Source organism: Caballeronia cordobensis (assembly GCF_001544575.2).
Taxonomy (GTDB): domain Bacteria; phylum Pseudomonadota; class Gammaproteobacteria; order Burkholderiales; family Burkholderiaceae; genus Caballeronia; species Caballeronia cordobensis.
Genome location: NZ_FCNY02000016.1, coordinates 126,072 through 147,214, shown reverse-complemented (window position 1 = coordinate 147,214; position 21,143 = coordinate 126,072). Strand labels below are relative to the sequence as shown.

General features: G+C 66.1%; 21 protein-coding genes. 8 read left to right on the top strand and 13 right to left on the bottom strand.

The genetic code is table 11. The annotated features are described in order from the left end of the window. Window positions 1-22: 22 nt before the first annotated feature. From AWB70_RS27405 to AWB70_RS27395, 3 genes are read left to right on the top strand one after another with little or no spacing between them, the layout of a single operon-like run. Window positions 23-667, top strand: coding sequence for an amino acid ABC transporter permease (locus AWB70_RS27405; RefSeq protein WP_045458037.1), 645 nt, complete (start codon window positions 23-25; stop codon window positions 665-667). Further along, entirely contained in the window at window positions 664-1,323 is a 660-nt protein-coding gene (locus AWB70_RS27400; protein WP_014192949.1) for an amino acid ABC transporter permease, read from the top strand. Before AWB70_RS27405 ends, AWB70_RS27400 begins: the two co-directional genes overlap by 4 nt. Then, window positions 1,320-2,219: an amino acid ABC transporter ATP-binding protein gene (locus AWB70_RS27395; protein ID WP_053569996.1), complete on the top strand. Its 900-nt coding sequence runs from the start codon at window positions 1,320-1,322 to the stop codon at window positions 2,217-2,219. The genes AWB70_RS27400 and AWB70_RS27395 overlap by 4 nt, the downstream gene beginning before the upstream one ends. A gap of 47 nt (window positions 2,220-2,266) precedes the next feature. Here AWB70_RS27395 and AWB70_RS27390 read toward each other — a convergent pair whose 3' ends face one another. From AWB70_RS27390 to AWB70_RS27350, 9 genes are all read right to left on the bottom strand, one after another. Then, complete coding sequence (locus AWB70_RS27390) at window positions 2,267-3,097, bottom strand: phytanoyl-CoA dioxygenase family protein (RefSeq protein ID WP_053569995.1); 831 nt, start codon at window positions 3,095-3,097, stop codon at window positions 2,267-2,269. Window positions 3,098-3,171: 74 nt separating this feature from the next. After that, window positions 3,172-4,377 carry an amidase gene (locus AWB70_RS27385; protein ID WP_053569994.1) on the bottom strand — a complete coding sequence of 402 codons (1,206 nt, stop codon included), beginning with the start codon at window positions 4,375-4,377 and terminating at the stop codon, window positions 3,172-3,174. Continuing rightward, window positions 4,374-4,763, bottom strand: a complete 390-nt coding sequence (gene hpxZ / locus AWB70_RS27380; protein WP_053569993.1) for an oxalurate catabolism protein HpxZ — start codon at window positions 4,761-4,763, stop codon at window positions 4,374-4,376. The genes AWB70_RS27385 and hpxZ overlap by 4 nt, the downstream gene beginning before the upstream one ends. After that, window positions 4,760-5,959: an oxamate carbamoyltransferase subunit AllG family protein gene (locus AWB70_RS27375; RefSeq protein WP_053570309.1), complete on the bottom strand. Its 1,200-nt coding sequence runs from the start codon at window positions 5,957-5,959 to the stop codon at window positions 4,760-4,762. Before AWB70_RS27375 ends, hpxZ begins: the two co-directional genes overlap by 4 nt. Window positions 5,960-5,961: 2 nt before the next feature. Beyond that, window positions 5,962-6,600 (bottom strand): SRPBCC family protein, encoded by a 639-nt coding sequence (locus tag AWB70_RS27370; RefSeq protein ID WP_053569992.1) that lies wholly within the window; start codon window positions 6,598-6,600, stop codon window positions 5,962-5,964. Window positions 6,601-6,624: 24 nt separating this feature from the next. Next, on the bottom strand, window positions 6,625-7,146 hold the full coding sequence (locus tag AWB70_RS27365; protein WP_053569991.1) for a (2Fe-2S)-binding protein: 522 nt from the start codon (window positions 7,144-7,146) through the stop codon (window positions 6,625-6,627). Further along, window positions 7,143-7,979 carry an FAD binding domain-containing protein gene (locus AWB70_RS27360; RefSeq protein WP_053569990.1) on the bottom strand — a complete coding sequence of 279 codons (837 nt, stop codon included), beginning with the start codon at window positions 7,977-7,979 and terminating at the stop codon, window positions 7,143-7,145. The genes AWB70_RS27365 and AWB70_RS27360 overlap by 4 nt, the downstream gene beginning before the upstream one ends. Further along, complete coding sequence (locus AWB70_RS27355; protein WP_053569989.1) at window positions 7,976-10,384, bottom strand: xanthine dehydrogenase family protein molybdopterin-binding subunit; 2,409 nt, start codon at window positions 10,382-10,384, stop codon at window positions 7,976-7,978. Before AWB70_RS27355 ends, AWB70_RS27360 begins: the two co-directional genes overlap by 4 nt. Window positions 10,385-10,402: 18 nt before the next feature. Beyond that, complete coding sequence (locus tag AWB70_RS27350) at window positions 10,403-11,665, bottom strand: amidohydrolase/deacetylase family metallohydrolase (RefSeq protein ID WP_053569988.1); 1,263 nt, start codon at window positions 11,663-11,665, stop codon at window positions 10,403-10,405. A gap of 332 nt (window positions 11,666-11,997) precedes the next feature. Here AWB70_RS27350 and AWB70_RS27345 point away from each other — a divergent pair, with 332 nt between their 5' ends. The 5 genes from AWB70_RS27345 to AWB70_RS27325 all read left to right on the top strand — a co-directional run bounded on the left by AWB70_RS27345 (window position 11,998) and on the right by AWB70_RS27325 (window position 17,194). Further along, window positions 11,998-12,564, top strand: coding sequence for a MarR family winged helix-turn-helix transcriptional regulator (locus tag AWB70_RS27345; RefSeq protein WP_014192938.1), 567 nt, complete (start codon window positions 11,998-12,000; stop codon window positions 12,562-12,564). A gap of 2 nt (window positions 12,565-12,566) precedes the next feature. Further along, window positions 12,567-13,328 (top strand): GntR family transcriptional regulator, encoded by a 762-nt coding sequence (locus tag AWB70_RS27340; protein ID WP_053569987.1) that lies wholly within the window; start codon window positions 12,567-12,569, stop codon window positions 13,326-13,328. A 136-nt stretch (window positions 13,329-13,464) separates the two neighbouring features. Next, a complete protein-coding gene (locus AWB70_RS27335; RefSeq protein WP_053569986.1) occupies window positions 13,465-15,096 on the top strand; it encodes a gamma-glutamyltransferase family protein in 1,632 nt (543 codons plus the stop codon). 100 nt (window positions 15,097-15,196) lie between these two features. Then, complete coding sequence (gene oxlT, locus AWB70_RS27330) at window positions 15,197-16,486, top strand: oxalate/formate MFS antiporter (protein ID WP_374730261.1); 1,290 nt, start codon at window positions 15,197-15,199, stop codon at window positions 16,484-16,486. 78 nt (window positions 16,487-16,564) lie between these two features. Beyond that, window positions 16,565-17,194 (top strand): glutathione S-transferase family protein, encoded by a 630-nt coding sequence (locus AWB70_RS27325; RefSeq protein WP_053569985.1) that lies wholly within the window; start codon window positions 16,565-16,567, stop codon window positions 17,192-17,194. 23 nt (window positions 17,195-17,217) lie between these two features. Here the strand turns inward: AWB70_RS27325 and AWB70_RS27320 are convergent, their stop codons facing one another. Genes AWB70_RS27320 through AWB70_RS27305 form a run of 4 tightly spaced genes read right to left on the bottom strand, consistent with a single transcriptional unit; the run spans window position 17,218 to window position 21,129 of the window. Next, window positions 17,218-18,138 (bottom strand): ketopantoate reductase family protein, encoded by a 921-nt coding sequence (locus tag AWB70_RS27320; RefSeq protein WP_321167021.1) that lies wholly within the window; start codon window positions 18,136-18,138, stop codon window positions 17,218-17,220. Between the two features lie 51 nt (window positions 18,139-18,189). After that, a complete protein-coding gene (locus tag AWB70_RS27315) occupies window positions 18,190-19,632 on the bottom strand; it encodes an NAD(P)(+) transhydrogenase (Re/Si-specific) subunit beta (protein WP_053569983.1) in 1,443 nt (480 codons plus the stop codon). Further along, window positions 19,629-19,967 (bottom strand): NAD(P) transhydrogenase subunit alpha part 2, encoded by a 339-nt coding sequence (locus AWB70_RS27310; RefSeq protein WP_053569982.1) that lies wholly within the window; start codon window positions 19,965-19,967, stop codon window positions 19,629-19,631. Before AWB70_RS27310 ends, AWB70_RS27315 begins: the two co-directional genes overlap by 4 nt. 19 nt (window positions 19,968-19,986) lie before the next feature. Then, entirely contained in the window at window positions 19,987-21,129 is a 1,143-nt protein-coding gene (locus AWB70_RS27305; protein ID WP_053569981.1) for a Re/Si-specific NAD(P)(+) transhydrogenase subunit alpha, read from the bottom strand. Between the last annotated feature and the right edge of the window lie 14 nt (window positions 21,130-21,143).

The window sequence follows — 21,143 nt, the reverse complement described above, 5'->3', positions numbered from 1 at the left end:
ACGCCTCTACCATCCCGCATCGATGAACGCCTTCGATTACTGGAGCATCGCGCAGGGCGCGCTGTCGACCGTGCTCCTCTCGGTCGCCAGCATCGTGCTCGGCGTACCGCTGGGACTCGGCCTCGCGTTGATCCGCTGGGCGCGCGTGCCGTACCTCAACCGCATCGTGCTCGCGTACGTGAGCCTGATTCGCTCGTGTCCCGCCGTGACGCTGACGCTGCTGATCTTCTTCGCGCTGCCGCAGTTCGGCATCTCGCTGGACCCGACGCCCGCCGCGATCCTCGCGCTCACCATCAGCACCGCGGCGTTCAACTGCGAAATCTGGCGCGCCGCGCTGATCGACTTTCCGCGCGATCAGTACGATGCCGCCCTCGCCTTCGCGATGCCGCGCAGCCTGCGATTCCGGCGCATCGTGATGCCGCAGATCTGGCGCGCGAGCCTTCCGGGTCTCGTCAACGAGATGACGCTGCAGATCAAGTCGACGCCCGCGGTCGCGGTCATCGGCATCGTCGAAATTACGCGCGCGGCCTTGCGTGTGGGCGCGCGCACCTATGACCCGCTGCCGCCGTTCGTTTTCGCGCTGGTGCTGTACGGACTGATCGTGTTCGTGCTGATCCGGGCGCAGCGCGTGATCGAGCGTCGCCAGCCCGTGGAGGCCCGCGCATGACGGAACATTTTCTGATCGTCTGGCAGCAGCGCGCGGACGTGCTCTCGGGCTTGCTCGACACGCTCGGACTGCTCGCGGTTGCCGCGTTCGCGTCGCTCGTGCTGGGCGCGCTGCTCACACCCGCGCTGATGTCGAAGCGCCCGGCCATCGCGCGGATCGCCGTGCTCTATGTCGATGCGATGCGCTGCGCGCCCTTCCTGCTGTTCGTCTATCTGCTCTATTTCGGGCTGCCGAGCGCCGGCATTCGCCTGTCGAACTGGTGGGCCGGCGCCATCGCGCTGATTCTCTACAACACCGCCTACATGGCCGAGCTGCTGCGCGGCGCGTGGGCCGGCCTGCCCGCGCCGATGATCGAAGCCGCGCGGGCCTACGGCTTTCACGGCTTCGGCCTGGTTCGCCGCATCATCCTGCCGCAGGTCTTCACGGTCGCCTTGCCGATGATCGGCAATCAGCTCGTGCAGATCGTGAAGGACAGCGCGTTCCTCACGGTGATCGCGGTCGGCGAGCTGACGCATCAGATGAACGGCATTCAGGCCACCTATTTCATCCCGTTCGCCGCGTTCATCACGGCCGTGCTGCTGTACTGGGCCATCTGCCTCGTGATCGAAGGCGGCAGCGGATTACTGTCCAGATTCGCCGAGGAACGCAGAGCATGAACATTTCGAACGACGTCCCGCTCACCATCATGCGCGAGACCGACGCGGCCGGCGCATCGTCCGGCCTCGCGAGCGGCGCGGCGAGCCAGGCGGCGCTTACGGTCCTGCAACTCAACGGCATATCGAAGTCGTTCGGCGAGAATCACGTGCTGCGCGATGTCTCGCTCACCGTGCACAAGGGCGAGACCGTGTGCCTGCTGGGACCGTCGGGTTGCGGCAAGTCCACGCTGCTGCGCTGCGTAAACTGGCTGGAGATTCCCGATGCCGGCACCGTCCATGTATCCGGCCGGCGCATGGGCGTGCGCGAAGGCTCGTCGATCAAGATGAACGATGCCGAACTGGCGCGTTCGCGCGCGCGCATCGGCATGGTGTTTCAGCATTTCGCGCTCTGGCCGCATCTGACGGTGCTGCAGAACGTGATGGAAGCGCCGCTGCACGTGCTCGGACGTCCACGCGACGAAGTGCGCGCGCAAGCCGAGCGTCTGCTGGAACGCGTCGGCCTCGCGGCCAAGATGGAGGCGTATCCGTCGCGGCTGTCGGGCGGGCAGAAGCAGCGCGTGGGCATTGCGCGGGCGCTGGCGATGAATCCCGACATCCTGCTCTTCGACGAACCCACCAGCGCGCTCGACCCGATGCTCGTCGGCGAAGTGCTCACAGTGATGCGCTCGCTCGCGCAGGAAGGCGCGACCATGGTCATCGTCACGCACGAGATGGAGTTCGCGCGGCAAGTGGCGAGCCGCGTCGTGTTCATGGACGCGGGACAGGTGATCGAGAGCGCGCCGCCCGAACAGTTCTTCGACTCGCCGCAGACGCCGCGCGCGCGGCAGTTTCTCGCGCGCTTTCACTCGCCGCATCGCGCGGCCGACGCCTGGAACGCGCCTTCGGAACGCGCCTGACGTTCAGGCAGTCGCGGCCCGCATGCGCCGCGACTGCCTGAGCGGATTCATTGCGGCGCACCCATGTCCGCGGCCTGCCTGACTTCACCGTCCTTGTACTTGCCCCAGGTTTGCGCCAGTTCGCTCATCGAACGCGGATCGCAGTCGTATTCCGGCAAGGTGTCGGCATCCCAGTGACCGAAGCGATCGACGCCGCGCACGAGCGTCGCCCGGCGCCGGCCGGTGGCGGATCGCACATGCGCCGGCACATAGAAGAACGCGAAGCCGATGCGCCGATCATCCGAGCGATTCGGCAAGGAACTGTGCGCCGTGCGTTCGTGATGCATCGAAAATTCGCCCGGCTGAAGCGGCATTTCGACCGCCAGATTTTCGTCGATGCCGACGAGCGTCTGCCCCTTGGCGAGCATGTTGTCCTTCGCGTAGGTCTCGACGTGCTTGAGGTCCGGCCCGCTGTGCGAGCCGGGCAGCACGCGCAGCACGCCGTTCACCGAATTCGCCGGCGTGAGCGCGACCCACACGGTCACTTCCTCGTGCGGCGTCAAGCCGAAATACGTCGAGTCCTGATGCCACGACACATAGCGCGGATCGCGACCGTTTTTCGCGAAGATCGACGCGCCGAACAGCATGATGTCCGGCCCGATGAGATCCTCGACCGCATCGAGAATGGCCGGATGACGGCCGAGTTCGACGACCGCCGGCAAGGCCAGATGACCCTTGATCTTGAGCGTTTTGTTGACGTCCTCGCCGGAGGACGCCTCGTACCGTTCGATGATGCGGCGATACTCCGCCGCCTCGTGCGCGTCGATCGCGCGCATCGGATAGACATAGCCGTGCTGCCTGAAGTGCGCGACCTGGGCTTCGGTGAGATGCTTCGTCATGGACGTTCCTTTGAGTGTGCTTCGATCGGAAAGACGCTTGCTCGTCCGGTCACGGGTCGCGCCCGCGCGGACGCTTAACGCATGAGTTCGTGCACCGCGCGCGCGACGCGCAACACGCCTTCGTCCGCGCCGCGCGCGCCGATCACGGACACGCCGACCGGCGCGCCGGCGATGCGCGTCCACGGCATGCTCACTTGCGGCAGGCCTGCAAGACCGGCGACGCACAGCATCTGCTGTGCTCGCGCGCGCGTGTGATCGACCGTTTCAGCCGACGCATCGGTGCGCGGCGCGCCGCCCGGCACGGTGGGAACCAGCCAGTAGGTGCCGTGCGGCAGGGCTTCGGCCATGGCACGGATCGCTTCGATGCGCACCCGCTGCGCCGCTGCAATCTGCTCGCGCGTGATGGTCAGGCTCATCGCGAAGCGCGCGCCGACATCGGCACCGAAGCTCGCCGAATGCTCGCGCGCCCACGCTCCGTATCGCTGGGCGATTTCGCCCGCCTGCAACACGCGAAACGCCTGCGCCCAGTCCGGGAGCGATGCCCGCGGCGTGACGAAGCTCGCGCGTTCGCCGAGCGCCTCGAGCGACGCCTCGAAGCGCGCCGCGACGGGCGCATCGGCGCAGGCGAGCAGGTTGCGCGGCACGTGAACGGCGAATGCATCGTCATCCGGTCCGACGACGCTTTGCGCCAGAACCTCGAACATGAGCGCGAGCGTATGCGGATCGCGCGCGAACCAGCCGACCGTGTCGAAGCTGTGCGCGAGCGTGAGACATCCGTCCGTCGCGATGCGGCCGTGCGTGGGCCGCATGCCCCACACGCCGCAATAGCTCGCGGGCAGGCGCACGGAGCCGCCGCAATCGGTGCCGAGCGCGACGTCCGCATGACGCGCGGCCACCGCCACGACCGACCCCGACGACGATCCGCCCGGCATGCGCGCCGGGTCCGCCGGATTCACGGGCGTGCCGTAGTGCGCGTTGACGCCGGCGAGGCTGTAGGTAAGTTCGTCGGTAACGGTCTTGCCGATCCACTGCGCGCCTTCTTCGAGCAGCGCGCGCACGGCGAGTGCGGTGCGCGCGGCGACCGGCTGCTGATCGCGCCAGACCGGATTGCCGCCGCCGGTGCGCAATCCGCCGATATCGAATACATCCTTCACCGCGAGGCGCACCGTCGCGAGCCGGTCGCCGGTGCGCGGCGGCAGCGCGGCGGGCGGCAGCGAACCGAAGCCATCGGCGACGAATGCGCCATGCAGGCCTGCTTGCAGCAAATCGTTGTGCGTCATGACGGGTCCATCCAGCTGACATGAGCGGTGACGACGCGCCATTGACCGTCGATACGCGCCCACGTCTGCGACTGGCGCCCGATGCGCCGCTCGCCTGCGCGCGAGAACGTGATGTTTGCCACGGCGAAGTCCTCGCCGAAGCTCGTCACCGACCGGTCGATGATCGTGCGCATCAGGCCCTTGCCCGGACGCTGCGCGCGAAACTCGCGGATGGCGTCGTAGCCTTGCAGGTTTTCGGTCGCGCCGTAACGCAGCGTGTGCGGACTCATCCAGAAGAGCGTGTCGAGCATGGCGACGTCGTTGGCCGTGAGCGCGCGCTCGTATTCGTCGAAGGCGGCTTCGACCGCCGCGAGTGTCGCCGGATGGTTGATCGGTTCTGCGCTCATGCGGCGTCGCCGGAAAGGTTTTTGATGGCGCGCGCGAAGAGTTCGGGCGGCGCGGTGTAAAGGCCGCGCCCGAGCAAGCCCGCGCGTCCGTCGCCGCCGATCATCGCGATGGCGGCGAGCGGCGCGATGCCTTCGCGCTCGACGCGCGCCGCATCGAGCACACCGGGCAGCCGCGCGAACGCGGGATGCGGCGCCGTATGAATGCGCGCCTGCCGCTCGCGCCAGCCAGCGGGCAGATATGCCTCGAACGCCTGCGCCGGCTCCGGCGCGAACGCGAGCGCCTGCGCGCCGAAACCGGCCGCGTCGATGACGCCGCTGTCGCCGGTCAGCGGCGCGGCCTCCGCCTGCTGTTGCGGATCGATGCGCGGTCCTTCCGGCGCGCGCGCATCGGCGGTGATCCACTGCGAGGGCGCGCCCGCAAGCCGGATACCGACGCGCTCGCCGTTGCCCGCCAGCGCCACCACGAGCGTCGATGAAGCATCGCCCGCACGCGCCGCCGCCGAAAGCATCAGCGCGCACGCGGCCATCCACGGCGTCAGGAAGAAGAGCGGCGTCTGGGCGAGCATCGCGTCGATTTCGGCGGCTGCATCGGCGAGGCGCGGCGCGAGCAGCGCGCGCAGTGCGGCGGTGGCCGCCGTGGTGCGCGCGTGCAGATCGTCGCCGTCATCGAGACCGGTTTGCGCCAGCGCGAACAGATCGATCGGGCCGCGAGCGAGCGCGGCATCGAGCGCGGGCGCGAGCACGCGGTCGCGCCACGTCATGCGATCGAGAACGCGCGGGTCGCGGCCGCCGAAGCGAATCTGCGGACCCGCGCCGCTGCCCAGCAAGGACCACGCGCGCGCGGCGGGATCGTTCGCGTCGTTCACCTCGACGAGCATCGTGCGCGGCGAGATCACCGCCGCGAGCGGCGTCACCACGCCATACGACTGCGCGCATTCGAGCCGCACCTCGCCTTGCGCGATCAGCCGTTCGGCGTGCGCTTCGTCGTTCGCCCAGCCTTCGTACAGACAGCACAGGACGGCCGACGAACGCACCGGTGCGGACGGCTCGCGCGGATTGTCGAATGGCGGCCCCGCATGCAGCAGCGTAAGGTCCGGCAGACGCACCGCTTCGCGCGCCGCCGCGACCCCGCGCCATTGCGGACGCACCGCGTGGACGCGGCGCAGCGCGCGTGCGTTGGCATCGTCGGTGCGCATGCTCAGCGGGCCGCGAAGGTGAACAGGCCGCGCAGGCGCGACCACAGCATCTTCCAGAACAGATTGCCGACATCGAGCGGCGCGTTTGCCGCTTTCGCCGATGCCGCACGCGGTTCCACGCGCAGTTGCGGCGCGGGCGCTTCGGCTTCCGGCACGACGGCCTGCGCCTGCGCGCTGCTCGATTCAGCGCCTGCGTCGTCGAGCTTCGCCTTGAGATTTTCCGCGAACGCTTCGGTCATGCGCGTCGCCAGTTCCTTCACGATGCCGCCGCGCGAAAACTGCGCAAGGCTGCCGCCGATCGTGTAATCCACCTTCACGTCCACACGCGTTTCGCTCGCCGCCGTGGCATCGAGCGCGAACGACGCCACGCCCTTTACGCGCGACGAACTCTTGCGGTCCACACCCGTTCCCGTGATGCTGCCGCGATACTGCGCATCGTCGAGCTGCATCTCGCCGTCGCCCGCGAACGACGCGACGATCGGCCCGAGCTTGACGGTCATCGCGAGCTTGAGCATGCCGTTCTCGACCGGCGCGGTGAGCGAGGCGCCCGGCAGGCACGCGACGATCTCGGGCGTGTCGTGAAAGCGCGCCCATACGGCGTGGCGCGGATAAGGGACGGTGAAGCTTTGTTCGATTTCCATGACGTGCGAATTCCGTATGAGTGTTCAGGCGGTCGCGGCGGCGGCCGCGAGCGGGGCGGCCGCACGGGCGCGACGCGCATCGAGCACGCGGCGGATCGCGCGGACAATGCCCACGTAGCCGGTGCAGCGGCACAGGTTGCCGGAGAGTTCGAGGCGCACGCGCGCGTCGTCGGCATCGGGCAGGCGCGTGACGATGTCGCGCGCGGTCATCAGCATGCCCGGCGTGCAATAGCCGCATTGCAGCGCGTGTTCGGCGCTGAAGGCCGCGCGCAGCTCGTTCATGGTGACGTCGTCGTCGAAGCCTTCGATGGTGCGCACGGCGCTCCCCGCGCAACTGATCGCGGGCGTGATGCACGAACGGGTCGGCGCGCCGTCCACGTCGATCGTGCATGCGCCGCATACGCCCTGCTCGCAGCCGATGTTGGTGCCGCACAGCATGCGCTGCTCGCGCAGGAAATCGGCGAGACTCGTGCGCGGCTCGACGCGGTCCGCGACCGGCGCACGGTTGACGACGAGTTCGATCGTCTTGATGAATGCGTCGCTCATGATGCTTTTCCGCCCTGATTGCGAATGCCCGCCGCCGCGCGCACGAGCGCGACGCGATGCACTTCATGTTCGTAGCTGCCCGCTTCGATGCCCGCCGCGTCGAGATGCGCATCGAAACACGAGGTGTGCGGATTCGCGTCGCGCAGCAGATCGCGCGCATCGGCGATGGCGAAGGGCGGTGCGTCGATCGCGCCGATCACCGCACGGCACACGCCGCGCGCCGCATCGTCGATGAACACCGCGATGGCTTCGGCGAACTCGCCCGGCTTGCGGTTGAACTTGTAGTAGCTCCAGCGCGCCGCGGGCGAAAGACGCGCGAAGCGCACGCCGGTCAGGATCTCGTCGGCTTCGAGCGCGGTCGTGAATGCGCCGGCCATCCAGTCGCCGCCCTCGATCACGCGCGCGCCGCCCGGTCCCGCGACGAGAAACTGCGCATCGAGCGCGCACATCGTGTTGATCCAGTCCGCGGCGGGATCGGCATGGGCAAGACTGCCGCCCAGCGTGCCGCGATTGCGCACCGCGCGATACGCGATGCCGCGCGCCACATATTCCATGAGTCCGCGCGTGCCGGTCTCGACCTTGCCGTCCTCGATCTCCGCGTGCGTGATGCCCGCGCCGAGCGTGACCGTCTCGCCTTCGATGCAGCATGCCCGCAGCGCCGCGATGCCGCGCAGATCGACGAGCATGTCCGGCTGCGCGAGGCGCAGGTTCATCATCGGTCCGAGCGACTGGCTGCCGGACACGAACTTGCCCATGCCGTCGCTCTGGCCGATGCGCGCGATCGCCTCGTCGCAGGCGAGCGGCTTTGCATAATCGTAGGTCGCGGCTTTCATGCGGGCATTCCTTTTGTCGCGTGGGCCTGGCGTTCGCGCTCCTTCGCGAGCGCTTCGACGACGAGGCGCGGCGTGATCGGCAACTGGTCGATGCGCACGCCGAGTCCGCGCAGCGCATCGTTGACGGCATTGGCGAGCGCGGCGGGCGGACCGATCGCCCCGCTCTCGCCAATGCCCTTCTGCCCGAACTCGGTGTACGGCGCGGGCGTTTCCATGTGTTCGATGCGAATGGCGGGCACTTCGGTCGCACCGGGCAGGAGGTAGTCGGCGAGCGTCGAGGCGAGCGGTTGGCCGTCGTCGCTGTACGGCATCGCCTCGTAGAGCGCCGTGCCGATGCCCTGCGCCGCGCCGCCGTAGACCTGTCCGTCGACGACCATCGGATTGATGAGCACACCGCCGTCTTCGACGATCACGTAATCGAGAATCTCCGTCTGGCCGAGCGCCGGATCGACCGCGACGACCACCGCGTGACACGCGTAACTGAAGGTGCCCGAATCGCGCTTCGCCTGATAGGACGTCGAGACTTCGAGGCCGCGCGGATCGACATCGGACGGCAGCAGTTGCGGCGCGAGATACCAGGTCCGCGCGATGTCCCGCAGGCTGCGCGACGCCTGTCGGCCGACTACCGCGCCGTTCTCCCAGCGCACCTCGCTCAACGGTTCGCCAAGCAGATGCGCGCCGATCTTCAAGAGCCGCTCCTTCAGTTCCTTCGATGCGCGGCCCACCGCGCCGCCCGCCATCACGATCGAGCGAGAGCCCCAGGTGCCGGTGGAATACGGCGTGACGCCGGTGTCGCCGAGCACGATGCGCACGCGGTCGGTGTCGATGCCGAGCACTTCGTGGGCGATCTGCGCGAGCGTCGTTTCCATGCTCTGCCCGTGCGAATGCACGCCCGCGCGCACTTCGAGCACGCCGTCGGGCGTGAGGCGGATGACCGCCGGCTCGTAGCCCGGCACCATCGGAATGCCCCAGCCGTGATACACCGACGTGCCGTGCGCGCCCTGCTCGCAGAACACCGCCATGCCGAAGCCGATGCGCCTTCCGTCCGGCTCGCCGCGGCGCTGCCGTGCGCGAACCGCGGGCAGGTCGATCGCGGCCATCGCGCGGCGCACCGCCTCGGGATAGTCGCCGCTGTCGAAGTGCTTCTTCGTGATGTTGTCGTAGGGCATCTCGTGCGACTCGACGAGATTGCGCAGACGCACCTCGTAGGGCTCGATGCCCGCTTCGAGCGCGATCGCATCCATGATGGTTTCGATCGCGTAGCACACGCCCGTGCGCGCCACGCCGCGATACGGCAGGATCGGCGGCTTGTTGGTGGCGACCGACCACGTGCGGCACTGGAAGCGCGCCATTTTGTACGGCCCCGGCAGGATGCTGCCGATCTGCGCCGCCTCCAGACACGCCGAGAACGGATACGACGAATACGCGCCCGAATCCACATGCGCCTCGCATTCGACCGCGAGCAGGCGGCCGTCGCGATCCGCGTAGCCGGTAACGTCGTAGTCGTGCTCGCGGCAGTTCGCATTCGCCGTGAGTTGTTCGCGGCGATCCTCGATCCAGCGCACCGGCTTGTCCAGTTGCATGGCGAGCCAGGCGCAGCAGACTTCCTCAGGCAGCAGAATGCCTTTGTAGCCGAAGCCGCCGCCCACATCGGGCGCGATCACGCGCACTTGCCCTTCGTCCAGGCCGAGACATTCCGCAAGCCCGGTGCGCGTGATGTGCGGCATCTGCGCGGACGTGTGGAGGATCAGTTGCGACAGCCGCCGGTCCCAGTGCGCAACGCAGCCGCGCCCTTCCATCGGCGCCATGCTCTGGCGCGCCGTGCGCAGTGTGCGATGCACGCGAATCGGCGCGTCGCGGCGGATCGCGTCGAGATCGACGTCGGGGTTTGCATCGACGAAAGTTTCGAGGAAGACGTTGTCGCCCCAGTGTTCGTGCACGAGCGCGGAATCGTCGCGGCGCGCGTCGAGCATGTCGACCACGGCGGGCAGTTCCTCGAAATCGACGAACACCTGCGCGGCGATGTCCTCGGCCTGCGCGCGCGTCGCGGCCACGCACATTGCAATGGTCTCGCCGACCTGCCGCACCTTGCCGCTCGCGAGCACCGGCTGCTCGGAAGACTTGAAGCCCGGCAGACTCGAATTCGCAACGATGGGCTTCACGCCTTCCATGTCGGCAAGCGTATAGATCGCGTGTTCCAGGCCCTCCGGCTTCTCGATGCCGACGATATGGCCATGCGCGATCGGGCTGCGCACGAACGCCACATCGACCATGCCGACCATGCGGATATTGGGCACGTACTCGCCGCGCCCGTGCATGAAGCGCTCGTCTTCCTTGCGCGTGAGCGATGCGCCGATGCCTTGCGGGCGATCGCCGCCACCCTGTCTATACGGACGTTTGATCATCGTGTGAACCTCGCATCCTCAGGCGGCGCGCGCGAGCGGCAGGGTCGGCGAAACGGCGTCGTGGCGCACGCCGTCGCGCAGGCAGAATAGCGGCGACAGCATGCGGTCGGTGATGACCTGCGTGCCTTCGTTGTCCTCCAGCACCCAGCGCCCGCGCCGGTCGTCGAGCACGCTGATGTCCGCGCGGCGTCCCACTTCGAGCGTGCCGATCTCGTGCTCCATGCCGACCATCTTCGCGGCGTTGCAGGTCGCCATCGCGACGACGTGATCGAGCGGCAGGCCGAGCGCGAGCATGCTGGTCATCGCGCTGACGAGGCTGAACTGCGTGCGGCCGAGGAACGAATGCTCTTCGTCGGGATGGCTGTCCGGCGTGCCGGCTGGCGCGGGCACGTGCGTGTTGTAGCCGTGCATATCCGCGCCGAGCGTGTCGGGCACGACGCCCGCATCGAGCACGATGCGCGCCGTCTTGAAGCTGAAGTGCGAGCCGTGGCCCACGTCGATCTTTAAGCCGCGCGAAACCGCTTCATGCACGAGCGGATGCAGTTGCCCGTTCTCTTCGACGAAGCCGCCCGGATGACGGCTGAACGGATGCGCGAGGATATCGCCGGGCTTGAGCGTCTCGACCACCTGATTGAAGATGCAGTCCGGCTGGACCGGCAGTCCGCCGCTCTGTGGCTTCGGCCACAACTGGCCGAAGTGGATGTACAGAGGCAGTTGCGCGCCACGGCCGATCTGCGCGGCGATCTTCATCACGTCGAGGCCCCAGCGCGCGAAGCCGCCGATTTCCGCATGCGCCTTGATGCCCTTCACCAGATCGGCATTGGCCTTGATGGATCTGATGGTCGCATCGGCATCCAGACAGTCGGGGCGATACAGGTCCGGGTAGTAGTGGCCTTCGAGCCCGCCGACGAGATAGGCGGAGATGAACGCGAGCACGCGCGTGGCCGAAGGCTCGGCCACGTAATGACGAAAGCCCGGAATCGTGATGCAGCTCGGACCGCCCTGATCGACGATCGTCGTGACGCCCGACTGCACGCCGCACTGATCCGCATTCAGGCCGAAGCGGCCCGTCACGTACTGATAAACGTGGCCGTGCGTGTCGATGAGACCGGGCAGCACCAGCTTGCCGCCGCAATCGACGACCTCCGCCTGCCGCGCCTGACTCGTGGCGGCGGCGCCGATTGCGGCGATGACGCCGTTGTCCACCAGGACGTCGAGCGTGGCGTCGAGTTTCTGGGCCGGGTCGATGACGCGCCCTCCCTTGAGCAGAACTTGTGACATGTACGGTGCGCTTGGCCGAGTCGAAAGATGCGTGGTGTACCGCAAGTTGTATGCCGGTTTTTATGCATCGATTTACGAGCTGATTTTCTTTTTTCGAATCACTCACTTAGCCGTCTTCTTCAGCGCCTTATGCGTGCCGTACCACGGATCTTCCGAAACTGCCTCGCACCAACTCGGGTGTCGCCGGCGCATTCCCGCACCACGCTCAGGCGCGATGCCTTCTTATGGTGATTCGTCGGTGTACCCCGCATTTGCGGCGCGCCGCGATTTCGGCCTAGAATGCGGCATCGGAGCGTGCGACGCTCGTCCCTTTTTCCACAGAAGTCGCTGACATGCGAAACCCAGTCACCGATCACATCGACATCGAAAGCGTTCGTGCGGAGCTTGCGCAGCGGCAGGCGCGTTCGCCGCTGTTTGCGCGGCCCGGCTTTCTGATTCGTCGCATGCATCAGATTCATACGTTCCTGTTCGTGCAGGAAACGAGCGAGTTCAACATCACGCCGGTGCAATACAGTTTGCTCACGGCGCTGGAATCGCTCGGCGAGATGGATCAGAACTCGCTCGCCATCGAAGTCGGACTGGAGCGCTCCAGCGTCGCTGAAGTCATTCCGCGACTCAACGCGCGCGGGCTCGTGAGCCGCACGCAGGCCGAACATGACAAGCGGCTGCGGCTTGTCAAGCTCACGCCGGCGGGCAAACGCCTGGTGAGGAAGATGTCCGCCGCCGTGCAGCGCGCGCACGCGCGCACCATCGAGCATCTGTCGCCGGTCGAGCGCGACGTCTTCATGCTGCAGATGATCCGGCTGGTCGAAGCCAACAACGCCGACAACCTCGTGCCCTTCCGGCTGCCTGACAGCGAGTTGCTCGCTCAAGACGAAAGCGAAGCCGGCGCGACGTGAACATGCCGCCCGACGCGCGCCCCGCCATCGCACGGCAGGCCACGCTTTCGCGTGCGGATCGCGTCTATTACACGCTCCGCGACGAAATCTTCGACATGCATCTCCTGCCGGGCGACCGGCTGACGGAAGGCGCCATCGCCGAACGCTTCGCGGTCTCGCGCACGCCCGCACGCGAAGCCCTGCAGCGCCTCCAGAGCGACGGTCTGATGCAGGGCTATGTGCGCGGCGGCTGGGAAGTCGTGCCGATCGACAACAAGCGCTTCGACGACCTCTACGAGATGCGCCAGATGATCGAAACCTTCGCCGTGCGCAAGCTCTGCGACGCACAGACGCCGCCGGATGCGCTGCATCCGCTGCTCGATGCGCTCGATCGCATCTGGAAGGTCGGGCGCGCGCGGCGCATCACCGATGGCCGCAAGCTGGTCGAGCTGGACGAAGCGCTCCATCACGCGCTCGTCGCGGCGGCGGGCAACGACGAGCTCACATCGGCGATGCAGCGCGTCACCGACCGCATTCGCGTGGTGCGGCGGCTCGATCTCGTGCATGGCGACGGCATCGCCGAAACCTATGATGAACACGCCGCGATTCTCGACGCCATTCGCCGCGGCGATGGCGCGATCGGTGTCGAACTCGTGTCGCGTCATATCGGCGGAAGCCAGGCCAGTGTGAGCGGCCTGACCCTGCAGCGCCTGCTCGGCGCGCGCACCGGGACAGGGCGCGAAGCCGTCGCGCACGCACCGGCGAGGCCGCGGCGCACCATCTGACGACATCGCGAGGCATCGCACCGGCGTCGCTGATACGGCGCTGCAAGCCTTATCAGGCAAGCCTCGTCAGGGTTATCACCGAGTACTGGCACGGATCTCGCATTGATCGCTTTCGTTGTATACAAGGAAAACGTCAATGCTTCTGGACTACGCGCAAGCCGCAGCCAACACACTGAATCCCACGCGCGGATCGCGCGGCATGGCGGTCGCGCCGCACGCGCTCGCCTCGCAGAGCGCGCTCGCCGTCCTGCGCGAAGGCGGAAATGCGATCGAGGCAATGATCGCCGCCGCCGCGACCATCGCGGTGGTCTATCCGCACATGAACAGCATCGGCGGAGACGGCTTCTGGCTGATCTCGCGTCCCGGTCACGCGCCGGTCGGCATCGAGGCATGCGGCGCGGCCGCGATGCGCGCCAGCATCGATACGTATCGCGCACTCGGCCTGAGCGCGATTCCCTCACGCGGCCCGCTCGCGGCCAATACCGTCGCCGGCACGGTGTCGGGCTGGGACTTCGCGCATCGCTACTCGCAAAACGCGCTCGGCGGTCGCATGACTGTGGCGCGGCTGCTCGAAGACGCCATTCATTACGCGAAGGACGGCATGCCGGTCACGCGCAGCCAGGCCGATTGCATGGCGGGCAAGCGCGCCGAACTGGAGACGGTGCCCGGCTTCGCGCAGACCTTTCTCCCTGATTCACGCGTGCCGCGCACTGGCGAGCGCTTCGTCAACGCGCGGCTTGGCGCGACGCTGCAACACCTTGCCGATGCCGGTCTCGACGACTTCTATCGCGGCGACCTCGCGCGCAGCATCGCGAGCGATCTGTCGTCGCTGGAAACGCTCATCACGCTCGACGACCTCGAACGTCACCGCGCCCGTGAGCGCACACCGCTCGCGCTGCGGCACACGCTCGGCACCGTCTACAACATGCCGCCGCCGACTCAGGGCCTCATCTCGCTGCTGATTCTCGGCGTGCTGGACCGCGTGCTTACCGACGACATGGACCCGCTCGGCCCCGAGTTCGTGCACGCGTGCGTCGAGGCGACCAAGCTCGCCTTCAAGGTGCGCGACGAGAACGTGACCGACCCCGACCATATGCGCATCGACCCGGTCACGCAGCTCGATTCCGCCGCGCTCGACGCGATGGCCTCTCAGGTGTCGATGTCGCGCGCCGCGCCGTGGGGTCAGGGCCGTGGCCCGGGCGATACGGTGTGGATGGGCGTCATCGATGGCGATGGCGTCGCGGTCAGCTTCATTCAGAGCATCTATCACGAGTTCGGCAGCGCAATCGTGCTGCCGCAGTCGGGCATCAACTGGCAGAACCGCGGCTGCAGCTTCTCGCTCGACCCTTCGTCGCTCAATCCGCTGATGCCGGGCCGCCGCCCCTTTCACACGCTCAATCCCGCCCTCGCGCATTTCGCCGATGGCCGCACGATGGTGTACGGCAACATGGGCGGCGATGGCCAGCCGCAGTCGCAGAGCGCCGTGTTCTCGCGCATCGCGCGATTCGGCTGGAATCCGCAGGCCGCGATCGATGCGCCGCGCTGGCTGCTCGGCCGCACGTGGGGCCAGTCCACCGATTCGCTGAAGCTGGAAGCGCGCTTTGCCGCCGGGACCGTCGACGCACTGCGTGCGCTCGGGCACGACGTCGAAGTGCTCGCCGCCTACGACGAAGCGATGGGTCATGCCGGTGCGATCGTTCGCCATCCTGATGGATCGTTCGAAGGCGGAAACGATCCGCGCAGCGACGGCGGCGTCGCGGGCTGGTAACGCTTCAGGGCACATCGACCCTCGCCGTCCGGTCTTGCGCTTCGCCGGACCGGAGGGCGCCTCTCATTCTTCTTGATTCGCACTACAACCGGGGAACGCAATGAACACTCGCATCCAGACGATGCACGACGATGCCGCCGTGCCCTCGCCCGCCGTCGTCGCACATAACCGCTGGCTCCAGCTCGGCCTGGGCCTTCTCTGCATGATGGCGATCTCCAGCCCGCAATACGTCTGGACGCTGCTCACGAAGCCACTGTCGGCGAAGCTCGGCGTGCCGCTGCCGGAACTGCAGGTGACCTTCTCGATGCTCATCATCCTGCAGACGTTCTTTTCGCCGTTTCAGGGCAAGCTGATCGACCGTTTCGGACCGCGCCTGCTGATCTCGCTCGGCACGGTGATGTCGGGCCTGAGCTGGGTACTGGCCTCGATGGCCACGAGCACGTCGATGCTCTATCTCACGTATGGTCTCGTCGGCGGACTGGGCACGGGCATCGTGTATGTCGGCGTCGTCGGACTGATGGTGCGCTGGTTCCCGGACCGGCGCGGCTTCGCGGCCGGCGCGGTGGCGGCGGGCTACGGCATGGGCGCGATCGTGACCACGTTCCCGATCTCGGCATCGCTTGCGGCGCGCGGACTCGACGCCACGCTGTGGATCTACGGCATCGCTTTCGCGATCGTGGGCTTCCTCGCCTCGCAGGGCCTGCGCGTGCCGCGCGATGCGGCGTCCGGACCGGCGTCGGCTGCGGCGGCATCGGGCGTGCCGAATCTTCGTCCTTCGCAGATGATGAAGTCGCCGCTCTTCTGGCTCATGTTCGCCATGATGACGATGATGTCCACCTCGGGCCTCATGGTCACCTCGCAGATGGCGACCTTCGCGGCGGACTTCGGCATTACGAAGGTCATCGTGTTCGGCATGGCCGCGCTGCCGCTCGCGCTGACCATCGACCGCTTCACGAACGGCCTCACGCGTCCGCTGTTCGGCTGGGTGTCCGATCGCTTCGGCCGCGAAAACACGATGTTCTTCGCGTTCGCGCTCGAAGGCGTCGCGATGGCGCTGTGGCTCCTCACGCGCGACAACGCCGTGCTGTTCGTGTTGCTCTCGGGCGTGGTGTTTTTCGGCTGGGGCGAAATCTTCTCGCTGTTCCCGTCCACGCTGACCGATACGTTCGGCACGCGCCACGCGACCGAGAACTACGGCTGGCTGTACATCTCTCAGGGCATCGGCTCCATCTTCGGCGGGCCGCTCGCGGCGCTGTTGCATCAGCATGCGGCAAGCTGGGTGCCGGTCTTTAGCGTCGCGATCACGCTGGATATCGTCACTGCCATACTCGCCCTTTTCGCGCTCAAGCCGATGCGCGCTCGCTTCCTGAAAAAGGCGACGGTCTTCTGACATCACCCGGAATCATGTTGACTGTTCTCGCTATTTCGAATCAACATAGGCGCAACGCCATGCACGAAGCGAGCTCACATGACCCACGTTCCTTACGACCTGTACGGTGCCCGCACAGGCAACTCTATTCGGGTGGCGATTGCCTTCGAGGAAGCCGGACTTCCCTATACGGTCCGGCTGGTCGATTTAAGGCAGGGGGAGCATCAGTCCGCCGAGTTCATGGCCTTGAACCCTTCGGGGAAGGTGCCGGTCATCGTCGACCGCAGTCGCGGCCCTGAGCACGCACCGTTGGTCCTTACGCAGTCGAACGCTATTCTGTACCACCTGGCCGATCTCGCGCCCGAGATCTTGCTTGGCTCGCGCGAGTGGCGCGCCCGCGCGCATGAGCGATTCTTCTTCTTTCTCACGGACGTGATCTTGCCGAGCCACGCCGCGTTCTGGCTTCGCACCGAAGCCACCGCCAACGTCGCCCGGAAAATCCTGAATGACCGGGCGATGCACGCGATCGGTCTCGCCGAACGCTTCGCATCGGAGAGCGCGTTCCTTGGTGGCGACCGGTTTGGATTGGCGGATATCGCCGCGGTCACTATCGTCAATACCTACGAACGTGAGTTGCCATGGAATACGTTGCCCGCATTGAGACGCTGGTATGAAGCCGCAATGGCGCGGCCATCGGTCGTGCGAGGGATGCGGGCATTCGACGTTTGAGTTTCGCGCCCGCGCGTCAATCCTCATGCAGCCGCACGCTGGCGCTCGTACACCTGAAGATGACAATATGCACTGCGCGCGAGCGACATATCGAGGCCATGCCGGTCCCCGCGGCGCACCATCTCACCCACGATGTCTTCTGCCTCGAGACGCCTCTGTCCCTGATCGATATCGCGCATCATCGATGCCGCCCAGGCGGCCGATCGATCGAGCAATCGCTCTCGCATGGCACCTATTGCGTGCTCGGGCAAAGGATAACCGGATAGTCGCGCCACTTGCATGCACTCGCGCATGGCGCGTTCCATCAACGCAACGCCATCGTCTGTCGCGAGAATATCGCGGACCGTGCCGCGCATGAGACACGTCATGAGGGCGCCCGCTGCAATCATCACCCATTTGTTCCAGAGCGCCTGCACGATATAAGGCGATTGTTGACGAACCCCCGACGTGGTCGCCATCAGCGTGTGCAGTGCGCCAATGATCTCGGCTTGCGCATCGTCGCGCGCTCCGACGATCAACGTGTCTCCCGAACCGAAGTGAACGATCTCGCCGCCGCGGTCGAGCATCGTTGCGATATACGCGACGCCACCCGCGATGTGACGCCGATCAAGCCGTTCGTCCAGACGTTCATACGCACGCATGCCATTGAGTAAAGGCAAAACGACCGTATGCGGGCCGCAAGCCGGTGCAAGCTGTTCGATGGCGGCGTCGAGATCGTAGGTCTTGCACGCGACCAGGATCACGTCATAGATGGTATCGAGTTCGCCATGCGTGACCGTTTTTACCTTCCCGCTGAAATCGCCCAGTTCGCTTTTGACTTTAAGCCCCGTCGCATGCAGGATCTCGGCGCGTTTCGGCCTGACCAGGAACGTCACATCCGCGCCGGCTTCGATCATGCGCGCGCCGTAGTAACCGCCGATCGCTCCGGCGCCGAAAACCAGCATCTTCATGGATATTCAAGCTCCTTCGTAAAGTTAGCCAAGTCAGCGACGTGCTCAGGATGACGCCTTCACCATGTCCTCGATCACCTTCTTCGCATCGCCGAACACCATCATCGTCTTGTCCATATAGAACAGATCGTTGTCGAGACCCGCGTAGCCCGCCGCCATCGACCGCTTGTTGACGATCACGGTACGCGCCTTATAAGCGTCGATGATCGGCATGCCTGCGATCGGCGACTTTGGATCGGTCTTCGCGGCAGGGTTGACGACGTCGTTCGCCCCGAGCACCAGCACCACATCCACCTGACCGAATTCGCCGTTGATGTCTTCCATCTCGAACACGCTGTCGTAAGGCACTTCGGCTTCGGCGAGCAGAACGTTCATATGTCCCGGCATGCGGCCCGCAACCGGATGGATCGCGTACTTCACATCGACGCCCTTCCCGGCGAGCTTGTCGGTGAGCTCCTTCAACGCATGCTGTGCACGCGCGACGGCCAGTCCATAGCCCGGCACGATCACCACGCTTTCCGCATTGCCGAGCATGAACGATGCGTCGTCGGCCGAGCCCGCCTTGACCGGACGCTGTTCCGACGCGCCACTTGCCGCGCTCTCGCCCGCCTGAGCGCCGAAGCCGCCGAGGATCACGCTAAAGAACGAGCGATTCATTGCGCGGCACATGATATACGACAGAATCGCACCCGATGAACCGACGAGCGATCCCGCGATGATCAGCATCGGATTGTTCAACGAGAAGCCGATGCCCGCTGCCGCCCAGCCCGAATATGAGTTGAGCATCGACACGACCACCGGCATGTCCGCGCCGCCGATCGGAATGATGATCAGCACGCCCAGCGCAAAAGCGATAATCGTCATCACGATGAACGGCAGCCACGCCTGCGTGAAGAAGAACATCGCGCCGAAGCCGATCATCGCGATGGCCAGCAGCAGGTTGATCAAATGCTGTCCCGAGTACACGACCGGCGCGCCCTGAAACAGCCGGAACCTGTACTTGCCCGACAGCTTTCCGAACGCGATGACCGATCCCGAGAACGTGATCGCGCCAACGAACGTGCCGATGAACAACTCGATGCGATTGCCGTACGGCATCTCGCGTCCAGCCGGTGCAAGCCCGAACGCGGAAGGTTCCGACACGACCGCATACGCAATACACACCGCTGCAAGACCGATCAACGAATGCATCGCCGCGACCAGTTCGGGCATCCGCGTCATCGCGACGCGCGCCGCGACGAACGCACCGATAGCGCCACCGATCACGAGCGCACCCATCAGCAAGCCGAGCCCGACCGCGAGGCCGGAACCGAGCGCGGTGGCTTGCCTCACGATCAATGCGATCGTGGTGAGGATCGCGATGAGCATGCCGGCCATGCCAAACGCGTTGCCGAAGCGGGCGGTGCGCGGATTCGACAAGCCCTTCAACGCCTGAATGAAACACACCGAGGCCAGCAGATACAGCAAGGTCACGAGGCTCATGCTCATCGCGTACCCTCCATCCGAACCTGATCGGACGAAGCGATCCGCTTCGGCTCTTTCTTGCGAAACATCTCGAGCATCCTTCGCGTCACGAGGAAGCCGCCGAAAACGTTCACCGCCGCGAGCAACACCGCAAGCGCGCCGAAAAACCTCGGCCCCGCGCCGACGGTGAGCCCGGTCGCCAACATCGCGCCGACGATCACGATCGCCGAGATCGCGTTGGTGACTGCCATCAGCGGCGTGTGCAACGCGGGCGTGACGTTCCAGACCACGTGATATCCGACGTAGATCGCCAGCACGAAAATGATCAGATCGATGACGGTATGGTTGATGACATCCATCGCCGTGTCTCCTTTGTCGTTATGTCCTGCGTGCGACTTCGCCGTCGCGTGCGAGCAGCGTGGCCGCAACGATGTCGTCGTTCATGTCGATGTTCAATGCGCCGTCCTTCGTCACGATCAGCTTCACGAAGTCGAGCAGATTGCGTGCATAGAGCGCCGAGGCATCGGCGGGAACCTGCGCCGCGAGATTGGCGTAGCCGACGATCGTCACGCCGTGCTTGACGATCACCTCGTCGGTTTCAGTGAGCGGGCAGTTGCCGCCCCTGCGTCCGTCGACAGCGGCGCCGCGTCCGGCAGCGAGATCGACCAACACCGCGCCCGGTTTCATCGCCCGCACGGTTTCAGCGGAGATGAGCGTCGGCGCGTCCCGTCCCGGAATGAGCGCGGTCGTGATGACGACATCGGCCTGTTTTGCGCGCTCGTGCACGAGGGCAGCCTGACGCGTGAGCCATGAGGCCGGCATGGGTCGCGCATAGCCGCCGACACCCTGCGCGGCTTCGCGCTCCATATCGGTTTCGAAGGGCACGTCGAGGAACTTCGCGCCGAGCGATTCGATCTGCTCCTTCACGGCAGGCCGCACATCCGACGCCTCGACGACCGCACCGAGGCGCTTGGCCGTGGCGATGGCCTGAAGGCCCGCAACGCCCGCGCCCAGAATCAGCACGCGCGCGGCCTTGACGGTGCCAGCTGCCGTCATCAGCATCGGCATGAAGCGCGGATAGTGATGCGTGGCGACCAGCACCGCCTTGTAGCCTGCGATATTCGCCTGCGAGCTCAGCACGTCGAGCGCTTGCGCACGCGTGGTTCGCGGCGCTGTTTCGAGCGCGAACGCCGTCACGCCGGCCGTCGCCAGCGCTGCGGCATGCTGCGCATTGAACGGATCGAGCATGCCGACGAGCACTGCGCCGCGCTTGAGCCATGCAATCTCTTCGGCCTTCGGCGACTGCACCTTCAACACCAGGTCGGCGGCAAACGCACCTTGCGCATCGGTGATAGTCGCACCGGCCTCTGTATAGGCCTCATCGTCGAACGCCGCTGCGGCGCCCGCTCCGCGTTGCACGCGGACCCGCAGCCCTTGCGATACATACTTCTTCACTGTCTCAGGCGTTGCGGCAACCCGCCTTTCGTTGTCCCGCGTCTCCGCGGGAATACCGATGTCCATAGTCCTCCGTGAAT

Bases quoted from the DNA above. Each gene is read 5' to 3' on its own strand.
- AWB70_RS27390 (WP_053569995.1), bottom strand. From the start codon at position 3,097: ATGACGAAGCATCTCACCGAAGCCCAGGTCGCGCACTTCAGGCAGCAC.
- AWB70_RS27400 (WP_014192949.1), top strand. From the start codon at position 664: ATGACGGAACATTTTCTGATCGTCTGGCAGCAGCGCGCGGACGTGCTC.
- AWB70_RS27370 (WP_053569992.1), bottom strand. From the start codon at position 6,600: ATGGAAATCGAACAAAGCTTCACCGTCCCTTATCCGCGCCACGCCGTA.
- AWB70_RS27385 (WP_053569994.1), bottom strand. From the start codon at position 4,377: ATGACGCACAACGATTTGCTGCAAGCAGGCCTGCATGGCGCATTCGTC.
- AWB70_RS27365 (WP_053569991.1), bottom strand. From the start codon at position 7,146: ATGAGCGACGCATTCATCAAGACGATCGAACTCGTCGTCAACCGTGCG.
- AWB70_RS27345 (WP_014192938.1), top strand. From the start codon at position 11,998: ATGCGAAACCCAGTCACCGATCACATCGACATCGAAAGCGTTCGTGCG.
- AWB70_RS27325 (WP_053569985.1), top strand. From the start codon at position 16,565: ATGACCCACGTTCCTTACGACCTGTACGGTGCCCGCACAGGCAACTCT.
- AWB70_RS27305 (WP_053569981.1), bottom strand. From the start codon at position 21,129: ATGGACATCGGTATTCCCGCGGAGACGCGGGACAACGAAAGGCGGGTT.
- AWB70_RS27335 (WP_053569986.1), top strand. From the start codon at position 13,465: ATGCTTCTGGACTACGCGCAAGCCGCAGCCAACACACTGAATCCCACG.
- AWB70_RS27310 (WP_053569982.1), bottom strand. From the start codon at position 19,967: ATGGATGTCATCAACCATACCGTCATCGATCTGATCATTTTCGTGCTG.
- hpxZ (WP_053569993.1), bottom strand. From the start codon at position 4,763: ATGAGCGCAGAACCGATCAACCATCCGGCGACACTCGCGGCGGTCGAA.
- AWB70_RS27355 (WP_053569989.1), bottom strand. From the start codon at position 10,384: ATGATCAAACGTCCGTATAGACAGGGTGGCGGCGATCGCCCGCAAGGC.
- AWB70_RS27320 (WP_321167021.1), bottom strand. From the start codon at position 18,138: ATGCTGGTTTTCGGCGCCGGAGCGATCGGCGGTTACTACGGCGCGCGC.
- AWB70_RS27375 (WP_053570309.1), bottom strand. From the start codon at position 5,959: ATGCGCACCGACGATGCCAACGCACGCGCGCTGCGCCGCGTCCACGCG.
- AWB70_RS27350 (WP_053569988.1), bottom strand. From the start codon at position 11,665: ATGTCACAAGTTCTGCTCAAGGGAGGGCGCGTCATCGACCCGGCCCAG.
- oxlT (WP_374730261.1), top strand. From the start codon at position 15,197: ATGAACACTCGCATCCAGACGATGCACGACGATGCCGCCGTGCCCTCG.
- AWB70_RS27405 (WP_045458037.1), top strand. From the start codon at position 23: ATGAACGCCTTCGATTACTGGAGCATCGCGCAGGGCGCGCTGTCGACC.
- AWB70_RS27340 (WP_053569987.1), top strand. From the start codon at position 12,567: ATGCCGCCCGACGCGCGCCCCGCCATCGCACGGCAGGCCACGCTTTCG.
- AWB70_RS27395 (WP_053569996.1), top strand. From the start codon at position 1,320: ATGAACATTTCGAACGACGTCCCGCTCACCATCATGCGCGAGACCGAC.
- AWB70_RS27360 (WP_053569990.1), bottom strand. From the start codon at position 7,979: ATGAAAGCCGCGACCTACGATTATGCAAAGCCGCTCGCCTGCGACGAG.
- AWB70_RS27315 (WP_053569983.1), bottom strand. From the start codon at position 19,632: ATGAGCATGAGCCTCGTGACCTTGCTGTATCTGCTGGCCTCGGTGTGT.